The sequence below is a fragment of the Calothrix sp. PCC 7507 genome (genome assembly GCF_000316575.1).
GTDB lineage: Bacteria > Cyanobacteriota > Cyanobacteriia > Cyanobacteriales > Nostocaceae > Fortiea.
The window spans coordinates 1266967-1280689 of sequence record NC_019682.1 but is presented as its reverse complement, the minus strand read 5'-3'; the positions used below and the strand labels follow the sequence as shown (position 1 = coordinate 1280689).

The 13723-nt window shown below is 40.9% G+C and carries 14 protein-coding genes; 2 read left to right on the top strand and 12 right to left on the bottom strand.

Annotation, left to right across the window (positions count from 1 at the left end):
* Positions 1-18: 18 nt before the first annotated feature.
* The 7 genes from CAL7507_RS05750 to CAL7507_RS05720 all read right to left on the bottom strand — a co-directional run bounded on the left by CAL7507_RS05750 (position 19) and on the right by CAL7507_RS05720 (position 8030).
* A complete protein-coding gene (locus CAL7507_RS05750) occupies positions 19-798 on the bottom strand; it encodes a phosphate ABC transporter ATP-binding protein (RefSeq protein ID WP_042341856.1) in 780 nt (259 codons plus the stop codon).
* Positions 799-1540: 742 nt separating this feature from the next.
* On the bottom strand, positions 1541-2335 hold the full coding sequence (pstB, locus tag CAL7507_RS05745; RefSeq protein WP_015127503.1) for a phosphate ABC transporter ATP-binding protein PstB: 795 nt from the start codon (positions 2333-2335) through the stop codon (positions 1541-1543).
* A 44-nt stretch (positions 2336-2379) separates the two neighbouring features.
* Complete coding sequence (pstA, locus tag CAL7507_RS05740; protein ID WP_015127502.1) at positions 2380-3255, bottom strand: phosphate ABC transporter permease PstA; 876 nt, start codon at positions 3253-3255, stop codon at positions 2380-2382.
* A 149-nt stretch (positions 3256-3404) separates the two neighbouring features.
* Complete coding sequence (gene pstC / locus CAL7507_RS05735) at positions 3405-4406, bottom strand: phosphate ABC transporter permease subunit PstC (RefSeq protein WP_015127501.1); 1002 nt, start codon at positions 4404-4406, stop codon at positions 3405-3407.
* 96 nt (positions 4407-4502) lie between these two features.
* Positions 4503-5543: a phosphate ABC transporter substrate-binding protein PstS gene (gene pstS / locus CAL7507_RS05730; RefSeq protein ID WP_015127500.1), complete on the bottom strand. Its 1041-nt coding sequence runs from the start codon at positions 5541-5543 to the stop codon at positions 4503-4505.
* 394 nt (positions 5544-5937) lie between these two features.
* Entirely contained in the window at positions 5938-6753 is an 816-nt protein-coding gene (locus CAL7507_RS05725; protein WP_015127499.1) for a DUF1838 domain-containing protein, read from the bottom strand.
* Between the two features lie 89 nt (positions 6754-6842).
* Positions 6843-8030: an AbrB family transcriptional regulator gene (locus CAL7507_RS05720; protein ID WP_015127498.1), complete on the bottom strand. Its 1188-nt coding sequence runs from the start codon at positions 8028-8030 to the stop codon at positions 6843-6845.
* A gap of 257 nt (positions 8031-8287) precedes the next feature.
* On the opposite strand from CAL7507_RS05720, the gene CAL7507_RS32635 reads away from it, so the two are divergent.
* Complete coding sequence (locus CAL7507_RS32635; protein ID WP_015127497.1) at positions 8288-8452, top strand: hypothetical protein; 165 nt, start codon at positions 8288-8290, stop codon at positions 8450-8452.
* 263 nt (positions 8453-8715) lie between these two features.
* On the opposite strand, the gene CAL7507_RS05715 is transcribed toward CAL7507_RS32635, so the two are convergent.
* The 4 genes from CAL7507_RS05715 to CAL7507_RS05700 all read right to left on the bottom strand — a co-directional run bounded on the left by CAL7507_RS05715 (position 8716) and on the right by CAL7507_RS05700 (position 10801).
* Positions 8716-9054, bottom strand: coding sequence for a hypothetical protein (locus tag CAL7507_RS05715; protein ID WP_015127496.1), 339 nt, complete (start codon positions 9052-9054; stop codon positions 8716-8718).
* Between the two features lie 89 nt (positions 9055-9143).
* Positions 9144-9530: a nuclear transport factor 2 family protein gene (locus CAL7507_RS05710; RefSeq protein WP_015127495.1), complete on the bottom strand. Its 387-nt coding sequence runs from the start codon at positions 9528-9530 to the stop codon at positions 9144-9146.
* A gap of 54 nt (positions 9531-9584) precedes the next feature.
* Positions 9585-10403: a DUF3598 family protein gene (locus CAL7507_RS05705; RefSeq protein WP_015127494.1), complete on the bottom strand. Its 819-nt coding sequence runs from the start codon at positions 10401-10403 to the stop codon at positions 9585-9587.
* A 32-nt stretch (positions 10404-10435) separates the two neighbouring features.
* Positions 10436-10801: a Lin0512 family protein gene (locus CAL7507_RS05700; protein WP_015127493.1), complete on the bottom strand. Its 366-nt coding sequence runs from the start codon at positions 10799-10801 to the stop codon at positions 10436-10438.
* A 51-nt stretch (positions 10802-10852) separates the two neighbouring features.
* Between CAL7507_RS05700 and CAL7507_RS05695 the strand changes: the two genes are divergently transcribed.
* Positions 10853-11875 (top strand): LD-carboxypeptidase, encoded by a 1023-nt coding sequence (locus tag CAL7507_RS05695; protein WP_015127492.1) that lies wholly within the window; start codon positions 10853-10855, stop codon positions 11873-11875.
* A gap of 5 nt (positions 11876-11880) precedes the next feature.
* Here the strand turns inward: CAL7507_RS05695 and CAL7507_RS05690 are convergent, their stop codons facing one another.
* Positions 11881-13713, bottom strand: a complete 1833-nt coding sequence (locus CAL7507_RS05690) for an ATP-binding protein (RefSeq protein ID WP_015127491.1) — start codon at positions 13711-13713, stop codon at positions 11881-11883.
* Positions 13714-13723 lie beyond the last annotated feature (10 nt).

Genomic DNA, 13723 nt, shown 5'->3' with positions numbered 1-13723 from the left:
ACCACAACCAAAAATCCCTCAACCAAGACGCGCTAAAACATAGTCGCGGGTGCGAGAATCAAGGGGGTTAGTGAAGATTTTGTGTGTGGAACCAAATTCAACCAGCCGACCAATCCGATTTTCATGGCTATGAAAGAAAGCTGTAAAATCAGATATGCGGGTAACTTGCTGCATGTTGTGGCTAACAATGACAATTGTTAATTCAGAGCGTAAACTCTGGATTAATTCTTCAATTTTCATACTAGCAACAGGATCAAGACCGAAACAAGGCTCATCCATTAAAATAACTTTCGGTTTGACTGCTAAAGCACGAGCAATACAAAGTCGCTGTTGTTGTCCACCAGAAAGTTCTAGAGCAGACTTATGTAGCTTATTCTTCACTTCATCCCATAGATCAGCAGATTTGATCGCAAATTCGACAATTTCGTCTAACTCTGCTTTCGGTCTCCATCCTACTATTTTCACCCCATAGGCTACATTATCGTAGACACTCATGGGAAAAAGATTTGGCTTGGGAAGCACCATACTAATTTGGCGGCGCACTCGGTTTAAATTGACTCGACGCTCATAAATATTTTGACCAAAAAATTCTACTCTGCCTTCAACTCGCACGTTTCCTTCTAATTCAATCATGCGATTGAGAGATTTTAAAAAAGTGGATTTTCCACAACCACTAGGTCCGATAATTGCAGTTACTTTATCCTGGAAAATATCTATTGATATCCCTTCAAGTATCTTTTGGGTGTCATAAGAAAAGTTAAGGTTTTTAACTTTTATGACTGGAACTAATTTATTCAGACTTGTAAAATTCTTAGACTCAATCATGGCTATAAAATATGAGAAAGTAATAATGTTACTGTAGGTTTATACGAAAAACATGTGTTTGTTGTTGAGTATCAGAATAGATTTTTGTATGTAGTATATGGCTGTTTGTCGAGAATAAGCATTGAGTTAGGCATATTTTTAGTGAAACAACTAAAGTTTGATTATTTAAAAATCAAACAACAGCACTGTTGTGAATTTCTAGCATTAATCTCATGAAAGTGTTATAGTTACTATTTGGACGATTAAATGTCTGGAAATATTAACAATAATGTTTACAAACTGAAATTTTAATCTGATTATCTCATCCGTTTGCACAAATGTCGAAAATATAACAATGTTTATAGCCCTCAGCCTGTAGATTCCCATAGAAGTATCAGGCGAAACTACCGAAAGGCTATATCTAAAGCCTGATCTGGCTTCAGATGAGTCACCTGTACAGTATTTTTGCAGAAACAGGCTGTATATATTAAGTTTTAGTTAAAACTTCATCCTTTTTAGCACCCTGTTGAGTCCGTTGACTTTCCCAGCAGTGTTGTATATATGTGCTTATTTGCTTGATAGTATATAGAAAAGTAACCTAATCAAAAATTTGCGATCGCCATCACAGAAAATTCATCAATAAAAAATGACATCCTCCTGTGCTGTCGGGGCGGGAAGATGTCAGTTGGATGCTAGCTTGGTTGAAAAAGTCCAGCAAGTCACACGAGGCTAAACCTTAACCAAAACGTCCGGAAACGTAGTCCCGAGTGCGGTTATCGAGGGGGCTACTGAAAATTTGATTTGTGACACCAAATTCTACCATTTGCCCAATGCGACTCTCATCAGTGCTGAAGAAAGCTGTAAAATCTGAGACGCGTGTGGCTTGCTGCATATTGTGAGTGACGATCGCAATTGTCAACTCAGAGCGTAAACTATGGATCAATTCTTCCACTTTCATCGTCGCGATGGGGTCAAGCGCGGAACAAGGTTCATCCATGAGGAGAACTTTCGGCTTGACTGCTAAAGCACGGGCGATGCAAAGTCGTTGTTGTTGTCCGCCAGACAGCCCTAAAGCTGATTGATGTAGCTTATCTTTCACTTCATCCCAAAGAGCAGCACCTTTGAGAGCAGATTCAACAATTTCATCTAATTCGGCTTTAGGAAGATTCTTGGCTATTTTCACACCATAAGCAACATTTTCATAAATGCTCATCGGAAAAGGATTCGGCTTTTGAAATACCATCCCAATTTGACGACGTAGCCGATTGATATTGATGCGAGTGTCATAGATATTTTGACCAAAAAATTCTACGCGTCCTTCTTTGTTAATTTTGACATCTCCTTCCAACTCGCTAATTCGATTGAGGGTTTTAATGAAGGTAGATTTACCACAACCACTAGGGCCAATAATTGCGGTTACTTGATTCTTGTAAATATCCATTGACACCCCTTCAATCGCCGGTTTAGTGCTTTTTGGACTATAGAAAAAGCTCAGGTTTTTGACTTGGATGGCTGGAATTAATTTACTCATACTTACCAGAGTTGTGAAACAAAAATTAGTAACCTGATGGATTTCTAGCTGCTTTTCTTGCTAGTAACTATACGAGACAAAAGACTGACGCACAAAACTAAGCCTAGTAGGACTATAGAAGTAGTCCAAACTAATTGGTTTTTTTCTGGGCTAGGGTCGTTGTAAAGATTAAAAATCAATACTGGCAAAGAGGCCGTTGGACTTAATAATCCTGCCGACCAATCTAAACTAAACAAAGCCGTAAAAACTAGGGGTGCTGTCTCACCAGCAGCGCGGGCGACGGCTAATAAAACACCTGTAGTAATACCAGGAATTGCTGCTGTCACCACAACACGAAATGTAGTTTGGAAACGAGTTCCACCTAATGCGGCTGAGGCGAGACGTTGAGCGGTGGGAATAAGTTTTAAAGCTTCTTCTGTGGTTAGTGTCACAATCGGTAGCATGATGACTGCTAAAGCAAAACCACCAGCTACTGCACTAAATCCTTTGGTGACAAAAACTATCAAACCATAGGCGAACATCCCGACAACAATTGAAGGAACACCAGTGAGGATAGTAGTGATAAAACGGACAAAATTAGCGGTTTTGCTTTTACCAAACTCTGCTAAAAATATGCCTGTGAATATGCCTGTAGGTAGACTTAATAATGAACCAATTAATACTACTGTAATAGTACCTAAAATGGCGTTGCCAAAGCCATTATCAATAACTGCATTGACAAACATCTCGGGTTTGAGTCCAGATGTACCGCGTACCAGAATCTCCCACAAAATTGATAATAAAGGAATTAGCGCTAAACCTGTAAAAATAAAGGCGATCGCATTCATCCCATAACTAAACAACAGTCGTGCGGGTGGGAGAGGACTGCACAATTCCGCTGCTAGAGAATCATCTATTTCTGATTGTTGATAACTACTCATACCATTTTAGATTTTAGATTGAGAATCCCATTCTGAGGCTCGGTTATATAATTCCATTTGTCACAATGATTTTTTAATTGGTATCATTTATTCTACAAGTTTTGATGAGCAAAAATTCTGCTAATTGTCATATATGGAAGTTAGAAAACCTATTTATTTTTCTTGCCAACCCACTCTACCAATAGGACAGCACCAATGTTGACAATTAGAGTTAAGGCGAACAAAATTAAGCCCAAATAACTTAAAGCCCCAATGTGCAAGCCGGGTTCAGCTTCGGCAAATTCATTGGCTAATATAGAGGGAATTGTATAAGCCGGATCAAGTAGAGATGCACTAATTTGAGCAGAGTTACCAATTACCATAGTTACAGCCATTGTTTCACCCAAAGCTCGTCCTAGAGCCAGCATAGCTGCACTGACAATTCCAGAAAATCCTGCTGGTAACAACACGCGAAAAATGGTTTCCCAACGAGTACTACCTAACGCCATAGATGCGCTACGTAATTCCTTAGGTATGACTAGCAAAACATCACGAGCAATTGCTGCCATTGTGGGCAAAATCATAATAGCTAGAATAATTCCAGCTGTTAACATATTCGTCCCTGAAGGGTCTGTTGTGCTAAATAAGGGTATCCATCCGAAGGTACTGGCTAACCACTTTTGTAGTGGTTCTAGAATGGGAATAAAGACAAAAATAGCCCACAGACCAATAATAACACTGGGAATTGCCGCAATTAACTCAACCACAAATGCTAAAAATGATCTTACCGATGGTGGTAAGAAATTTTCACTGGTGACTAGAGCGATCGCTACGCCCACTGGTATAGTTAAAATAATCGCGATCGCACTACTTACCAACGTGCCATAAATATAAGGTAATGCTCCAAAAAGCTGATTACCTGTATCCCAATCTTTGCTCCATAAAAATCCCACTCCAAACTTAGCGATCGCTGGTTGTGCTTCATGGAAAATGACCAAACTCATCAAGAATAGCACCGCCACACTAATCGCGGCAAAAGCATATACTAGCCATGTGAATCCTTGGTCTAACCAAAAAATTTTGTCACCAGTAGCTGTCAAGTTAAAATTTTCATCACTTAACTCTGATTCACGTGATGAATTGTTGTCAGCTGGTTCAAATGAGTTTGTCATTCTAAATTTAAAAAATACATTTTTTTGATTTTTGATACGAGTAGGGTGGGCTATTCTGCCCACCCTACAGGCAAGATGAAGGAGCAAGATGATAAATTACTTGACGGAGCTATTCACTGTTTGTAGCACGCGATTTGCTACATCAGATGGAATCTTGGTGTAGTTAAGGTCATCGTTATATTGTTGACCATCTTTGAGCACCCAATTCACCCATTTTTTCACAGCATCAGCTTTGGAAGCATTAGCATACTGCTTGTAAACTAGTAGCCAAGTTAGACCAACAATAGGATAACCCTGTGACGGTTCTCCTACAAAAACGCGGTAGTTGTCTGGAAACTTGACAGTTGCTAAAGCTGCGTTTGCAGATTCTAAAGAAGGAGCAACAAATTCCCCTTTCTTATTTTGGATTTGTGCTGAATTCAGCTTATTGGCTACAGCGTAAGCATACTCTACATAACCAATCGAACCGGGAGTGCGAGAAACTAAAGATGCTACGCCTGGATTACCTTTACCTTTGAGGACATTTGGCAAAGTCCAACTAGGGGCTGTATTAGCGCCAATTCTGCCTTTGAAGTAGCCATTAATAGCACTCAAGTGATTAGTAAAAATGAAAGTTGTACCGCTACCATCAGCGCGAACAACAAACTTAATTGGCTGATTTGGTAGATTTACACCAGGGTTATCAGCTTTGATTTTCGCATCACTCCAGTTGGTGATTTTACCTGAAAAGATATCAGGTAATGTACTGCGGGACAATTTGAGACTGTTAACACCTGGGAGATTATAAACAACAGAAACAGCACCACCTGCAGTCGGTACTAGAATTACTCCATTCTTGACTTTAGCAATTTCATCATCTTTCATTGCTGCATCACTAGCACCAAAGTCAACAGTTCCCGCAATGGTTTGACGAATACCGCCACCGCTACCAATTGCTTGATAATTGACTTTTAAGTCGGGAAACTTCTTCTTGATTTCACGAGCATATCGCTCATACAATGGAGCGGGAAAAGTTGCTCCTGCGCCATTTATAGTTTCAGCTTGAGCAGTTGCTGTAAAAATAGGACTAAGTGCAACAGCAGCAGTCACTACTGAAGTAGTAACTACACGATTCCAAATGGTGGTCGAAAAAGTCATATTACCTCGTATTTAAGGAATAGTTCCCTGCTGCAATCACAGCCTCCAATAAACTACATTCTTTATGGTTAAGGAAAACTTAACAAAAGATGAAAAAGAGATTAAAAAGGTTTAAAATTTTATTTATGGACAAATAAACTAGATTTTTTACTTTAGATATTATTTTTTAATAAGATGTTATTAGCGAAAATGGTAATAAGGCTTTGTGAGTTGTAAGGAGTTTTTTCAAAAATCAAATACTAGTCCTATATAAAAATCCTAAATGATTTGAGAAATATCTTCAACAGTGTAGGTAATTCCTAACAGATATGGGTTTTGGTGGGCATTGCCCACCCTACTACAAATATTGAACTTTGTTCAAAAATCAAATATGAGTCCTATGTATATTTTCTGGTTACAATTCCTCAGCCGATGGAATTGGGAAAATTTCGCCAGCTAAATAAGCATCAAAATGCTTTTGAAAATATAGCCAAGAGGTCATATCTTCGCCATCAAAAAATGATTTGGGAGCATTTTTATATAAAGGAACACGAGTATTAATTTCCTGTTGTAGCAGTTGGGGTAACTCTGTAAAACTACCAACCTTTTTTCCTGAAGCACTATAGATCAGATAGCCAGGGCGATCGCCCATTTTCATCCAGGGAAGCCACTGACCAATTCGATCCCAACTTAGCCTGAGTTGCGAAACTGCTGACAGTTCTGAGTTCCATAAATCTGCGGTGGGAACAGTGAGTTTAAATAGCTCTGAAGCCTGATAAATTGCAAATGGGCTGTATTCGGCAAACTTTGGATCTGCTGCTAATGGATTAGGGTAAGTAGGAAATATATCAAAAACAAAGGTTGTGCTGTCTTCTTCTACTTGTGCTGGAAATTTGCCCTGGAAATTACCCTGCACAGGATTATTCGCAACATGAATTACTGGTACAGTCTCCCCAGTCCAGGGATTTTCCCATTTCCGTAAAATCTCATCTGTCTGCGGATTGAGGTAATAAGTCAATTCCCTAGACGTAAAGTCCCAGCTACCTGCTTCAGTGGGAAGACATCTACTAACACTCACCCCCACTATCTTAAATAGGAGTTTTCGCTTCTCGCCGGGGATAAATGTATAAATTTTACCTGTCCAGATCAGGAATATGGATTGGGTGGGATCGAGGGAAGAACGAGTTTTCACCCATTGTTCAGCATCCAATTCTTGAATTTGGGTAAGCATCTTGTGTCTCCTGATTAACTAAATAAAGAAAGCGTATACTTAAATGGAGAGTGGGGGAGGTGAGGAAGATTGGGGGAGAATAACCTTTCTTAAGCAGGTTTTGAAAGTTGACTATCAAGACGGCGAAATAAAAATACCCAAATTGGGAGAGAACTATTAATCGCAATCAGTCGGATTAAATGACCCGTCGTGACAATTTCTACATTATGATTCAACGCCAAGGAGACGAGGATCATTTCTGCTGATCCTCCTGGTGCTGTGACTAACAGACAAGTCAACCAGTCCCAAGTGGTGAAATGCATAGCCAACAAAGCAGCGATCGCACCAGTAATTACAGTCATCCCTACAGACATGAAAGCATAGGCTACAGTTCGTTTGCTGAAACTAGGTTTTTCTCCCCAATACTCACCAATGGTAATTCCCAACAACATTTGACCTATTAAGTTAATCAATGGCGGTGGACTGAAGTGAATATTCCCAACAAAGGGTAGCCAATCTAAGAAATGATTAATAGTGAATCCAATCAACAATGCCCCAAAAAAATCGCCTGCAGGAATTTTGAATATTATAGAAAGATAGACTATTAATCCGGTAAATAACAGTACCAAACACAGTAATCCTAGTTGTGATGGATCTAAACTAAATAAACTACTTTTAACAGGCAGTATTTGCGGATTCCAGAAGCTACCAACAGATGATCTGGCGATAAAAGGAATTAACAGAACTACGGTTGTGACACGCAACGCTTGAACTAAAGCCACTAGGGTGACGTTTCTGCCATAATCAGCAGCAATAGCTGCCATCACGCCCACACCACCGGGAACTGTAGCTAGCATTGCCGTCAATAGGTTGATTTTACTGAGGCGGGAATAAATATAACCAATAAAGCCACCACACAGTAGTAAAAAAAACGTGAGTAAGACAAAAATGGGAACGCCAGAAGCAGCACTAGCTAGATCCGCTTGGGCACTGGAAGCACCGACAGTCAAGCCTACAAGCCCCATACCCACCTTTCTAGCAGTGCGGTTTGGTTTGGGAGAATACTGATAAAAAACACGACACGCTTGTAAAATAACAGTACCAGAGGCAATACCCCCAAATATCCAGGCAATGCCACCAAAGTGGAACTTTAACAAAGTTAAACCGAGGGGTAATGCCAGAAGCATTTCCAGCACAAGAACAATTACTTGCTTGATAAATAGCGGTTTCTTGGGAACAGATGGATTTATGGTAGTGGGTTTCTCCAAGACGGGAGAAACACTTAAGCTTTGATTCATCGAAAGGAACTTTTTTTAATTAGTTTAATTATGTACGCAAGCGAATGCGATCGCACAGGACACCCAAGGGCTAAATTCAAACTATCTAAACAAATAAAAAAAGTTTGAATAAAACTTAACAATAACATCAATTAAAGGTCAAGGTTACTGCATTGATGTCGATATCACCTCTTTTACCGACACCCCTGCTTCCACCTTAGTCAAGATGTTACCCTGTGTAAAGGAAACAGTATCATTATGCACGCACTGTTACATTTATGACTGTACAAATCCAAACCGAACCAGACTTTTTTACTGCAAGCACTAATATAAATATCAATCAAGAAACAGAAACCGAAAAAGTTCTATGTCCTCATTGTCAGCGCACAGCGACGAACGGTATTAAATGTAAAGGAATTTGTGTGGCTGATAATGACTATTAGGGGGTGAAACTCAGCCACATTCTGCCACGGATATATTTTTAAGATCCCATAGAGTGGATGTGCCATACAACTGAACCAAGCGAGAAAATTTTCTCGCTTGGTCAATTACAGCCTAGTACAGCACAGCGCAAATAAACCACGCATTACAAAACCTTGAAAACCCTACTGTACAGGTTTCTTTATTTCATACTTCATACTTCATACTTCTCCTTCTGAGACGCTTCGCGTAGCTTGCTTCCCCGTAGGGGTACAGCATTTTCGTACTAGTCTTCGTCAAGGGCTGGGAAAGCTTCCTCCAAACGCCATAACTCATCTTTGTGTTCAATGAACCAAATGCGAGTTTCTGGAGTCAAGTAACTCCAAACGATTTCAATCGGTATATGGGGAGATGCATATTGATACTGCTGACCAAGTGATTTGAGATTTTCTGAAACATCAAGGGGAATACCAAACTCTCGCCAGTCAACTATTAAATGCCTTCCAGAGAGTCCTGCTGTGGGGTCGAAAATCAATTGTGCGGCTCTAATTAAGTCAGCAAAGTGTTTTGGTTGGAGTCCGGTGATTTGCTGAATTTGGAGTGATTCATTATGCTCTTGAGACATTGTCACTGCAGTGGTGAAGATTGATCATCATTGAACTTACTGCCAGAGATTTTTATCCCAATGAATCTAGTTTAGCGTACAGAAAAGTTTTAAGAGCGCAACTGAGCTACCATTGTCGCCGGATTCCAGTAAGCCCGAATAGTTTGAATTTTACCCTCTGCGTTAATCTCGAAAATTGTAATGCCCTCAAAGCTGACTGATTTGCCACTCTTGCTAAATCCTAACATTGTCCACTTGACAGCGGCTGCTTGTCCAGCAACGAAGATGTGTTCAATTGTTGGTTCTAGTTTTGCAAAAACTGCTTGTAACTGCCCAATAAACTGACGAAATCCTTCATGAACTTTTGTAGGTGGTTCGCCTACTGGATCGTAACTCACAGCATCTTCTGCAAAGTTCTCTACCCATCCTTCGGGATTCATGGCTGCTATATTGGCAAAATAGGCGGCGACTACTGTTTCAATGGCGACACTTGACATTGCATCAGTTTCCTTATTTAGGATGATTAACGAGTATCAGAACGCTCAAAGTTTTCAATTTGTATTTGCTTTTGCCTCATCTGTCAAATTAAAGACTTCAGAAATCAATAACACAAAATCACCAGCATGATTATATTTAGCTGTGAGGCGTTTATACTCATTTTCCGCAACTAGCTTCCCAGCTACTATGTCAAATGCATCTCCCAGCTTCACCCTGTCAGGAATATTTACTACAACGCTATCAGGTAAGAAGAAAGACTTGTTTTTTCCCAAAGTCGGATCTAACACAAACTCCGTTATTACTTCGGCATCTGTTATTTTTAAATCAGGAGTTATAGATACTTGTGAACCAATCCAATTTCCTGGCAAAGTTGTAACTTCTGTACCCAGTGGTAATATATCAGGAAAGCTACTTAAAGATTCCCGCAGATATAATATTTTCTCTAAATCTCCATTTTCCGCATAGATACTACCTATACTAGTATTGCCATCCGGGGATTTTAAAAATAATTCCACCGAAAAACCGCGTCCCAATTCCAGTTTTTGGGGAACCCAAGCAGTAGCACCATAATTGAAAAGGGCAAATGCTCTTTTTGATGGGTCGGCTGGATGCAATAATCCATCAGGTAAATTACAAGTGGCTTTTGCAATTTGCCATTGCTTTTCTAGGGTAGTTCTGTCAGCAGATGGAAATTGATTTGTGTGCGTAATCACTGTTTTATCTGCATTAGCCTGCAAAGTCCTGATACCTTGAGAAGATTTGATAATTTCTTGTGCTGGAGAATAGACAGTCCAGACACCATACAGAGATTTCTTCTCTAGTGTCAGGTCACCAAATAATTTTTCCCAATGTTGTGCTTGGAGAAGTGTCATTTTGTTTATTAATGTTGCGATTAATGCCACAGTTATTCAGTCTCAATCAAAACAGTCACTGCCGCAATAGCTATCAACATTTCGTCATTTTTATCATTGAGGGAGGGAATGGCGCGTCCTTGAACCACCATCCCGCCAGATTCTACAGTCAGGGTTTTGCGGCCAAAAGGCAGTACAGCTAGTACTTCCTCTGCTTGTACTTGTTCTGGGTAGGGTACTGCTACCTGGACTTCTACAATCATGTCGTTGGGGTCATTTAAGCCAGCGACTTCCCAAACACCGGGTAAAGCATTGTGAGCGATCGCATTACGTACCGCTCTAGCCGCTGCTACGGTTGGTTCTTGTCCATGCTGATCAATTCCCATCCCCATCTCAATAATCAAGCGTTTACGCGCCATAGATACCTGCCAACAATCCTGCACCTTTCACTTTATCTCCCAATCGCCATCATGCTCATCAATCGCCGCCAATTCCTCACTAGTCTGGGACTATCTATCTTAGCCGTGCAAATGCCAACACTAACCGCTCAAAGTAAGCTATCACCAAACACTATCATCAAGCCACCCCGTTTACGCATCGGCGATACCGTCGGATTGATTGCGCCTGCAGGTATCGTTGACGATGAAGATATCGCAGCAGCCCAGCGCTCCGTATCAGGTTTAGGCTTAAAAGTCAAGTTAGGGGCGCATATTTTAGATCGTTATGGCTATTTGGCGGGTAAAGATGTTGACCGTGCTGAGGATCTCAATGCCATGTTTAGCGATCGCGCTGTCAACGCAATTATCGCCATGCGCGGTGGCTGGGGTTGTAACCGAATTTTACCCTTACTGGACTATACCAGCATCCGCTCCCATCCCAAAATTCTCATGGGGTACAGTGATATTACTTCTTTATTATTAGCAATCAATGCTCGCAGTCGATTGATTACTTTTCATGGCCCAGTGGCGACCTCTACCTGGAATCAATTGACAACGGATTATCTCCAGCGCATCCTATTCAATGGAGAAGCAGTAACAATGCAAAATCTCAACATTGGAGATGTGCAAGTAGAGTTAATAGCGCCGGGAAAAGCTAGAGGTAAATTGGTGGGTGGGAACTTATCAGTACTATCAGCAATGGTGGGTTCACCTTATCTACCTTCATGGAATAAAAGCATCCTATTTGTGGAAGAAATTAGTGAAGATGTTTACCGTGTAGATAGGATGCTGACACAGTTAAAAAATGCGGGAATACTAAATCAAATTGCTGGCTTTATATTTGGACAATGTACTAATTGTGCATCTGGAGATGAACCAAATTTTACTCTCATGCAAGTATTACAAGAGCATATAATTCCCTTAGGAATTCCGGCTTGGTATGGTTCAATGATTGGTCATATCAAAGATAAATTTACGGTTCCTGTGGGTGCGGAAGTAGAAATTAACGCCAACGCGGGGACAATACAGATGTTAGATGCGGCTGTTAACAGTTAACAGTTTTAACTGATGGGTAATGTAAACCAGAATGTGGCTCCTGCTTTCAAGGCACTATTGACGCCAATTTCGCCACCGTGGGCGTTAATGATTTTTTTGCAGAGATACAAACCCAATCCCAAACTGATAGAATTGCGATTATTACTAGAGCGGAAATAAAGGTCAAATAAGTGTTCACTTTGTTGTTGACTGATACCTACGCCGTTATCACTAACTGTGCAATATATATTATCTGCTTCAAAAATTGCGTTAATTGTTAATCGCAACCCTGGAGGATTATGTTTGATCGCATTGACAATTAAATTCGAGAATACCCGCCATAATTGAGTGGGGTCGGCATTCACTAGAGGTAAATCTGCGTTAACTAAATTTGTGAGCGTCGCTTGATTTTCTACCAGCATTGGCTCTAAATCTGCGATCGCATCTCCCACCACCGTATGCAATTGTAACGGTTGACACTGTAGGACAACGCCCTGTACCTCACTGACATGGGCTTCCATCAACGAGTTAATTAATTTGAGTTGGCGATCGCTACTTTGCGCCATTCGCTCTAAAATCGCACGGGAAACAGTGATTGGGGGTAAAGAGGCAGGGGTGCGGGGAGCAGGGTGCAAGGGGGAGTCTCCCTGCTCCCTGCTCCCTGCCCCCTGCCCCCTGCGTTCTTCTAGTCCGTCATCTTTGAGCAAATTCTTCAGCACCATTAAAGTTCCCAGCACTGGGTTACGTAAATCATGGGAAACTGCATGGAAAAATACTCTTAGCGCTTCTTGGGCTTGTTTGCGTTGTGTGATATCTTCAATCAAGCCTTCGTAATAAAGTAGTTTTCCCTGTTCGTCTCGGACTGCATAGGCTTTCTCGGAAATCCAAACAATGCTTCCATCTCGGCGATAAATTTGCGATTCAAACTCTGAGACTCTACCATCCTGTTCAATCAAGCGCACAAACTCTGCACGACGCTTGGGGTCAACATACAATTGACGTTCAATATCAGTGAAGTTGGCTGTAACTTCCTCCGGAAATGAGTATCCGTAAATATTTGCTAATGCGGGATTGGCTGTAATATAGCGCCCATCAGTACTGCTTTGAAATATGCCTTCGACCGCGTTTTCAAAGATACTACGATATTTAGCTTCTGTAGCTTCTAGCTTATGGTAGGCAGATTCAAGCTCTCTGCGAGCATAAAACTCAGAACGTTGTAGGCGATCGTACAAGTAAACACCAATGTCACAGATAGCACATAGCCAAAAAACATACAAAATAAATGTCACGTTATATATTTCTGGATGTTCGGGTATTGGTGCTTGTAGACCCAGTGCTGTGTTAACCCCAAAATAGTAAATCAGTACACCCACCTGAGAGATCAGATGCAATCGCCAGCAAACTGGGATAAATGTAGCTTGGCTAAAAAACAGCAACGACCAACCTAATGTATCGGGTAGTGCAAAACCTTTGAGGGTGGCGAACAACTGCGATGCTAAACCCACTGACCAAGATGAACCTAAAAATAACAGTCCTGGATAACGATGACCAAAGTTAGTTTTACGCAACGCAAAGTAAACAAGTAAGCTCACAAGCATGGCAAGATTGATGAATAGCCCATGAATTCTGAGCGACTCTGGCAGGTTTTGCAACTCTCTCAGAGGGAAAAATAAGTCATAAATGTCTCGCAGGGTAAAGCTTAACAAGCACACCAACGCCAGCCATAACCATAGATGTAACCTCTGCCACAAAAAGCGCTGTCTATTAGCCAGCCACTCCTTGTCCTGGTGATTATTTGTGATTACCCCCCTAGTTGCCTTTTTCCACCACATTTGTAATGTTTTTAATAAGCTACCCATTTATCTATTA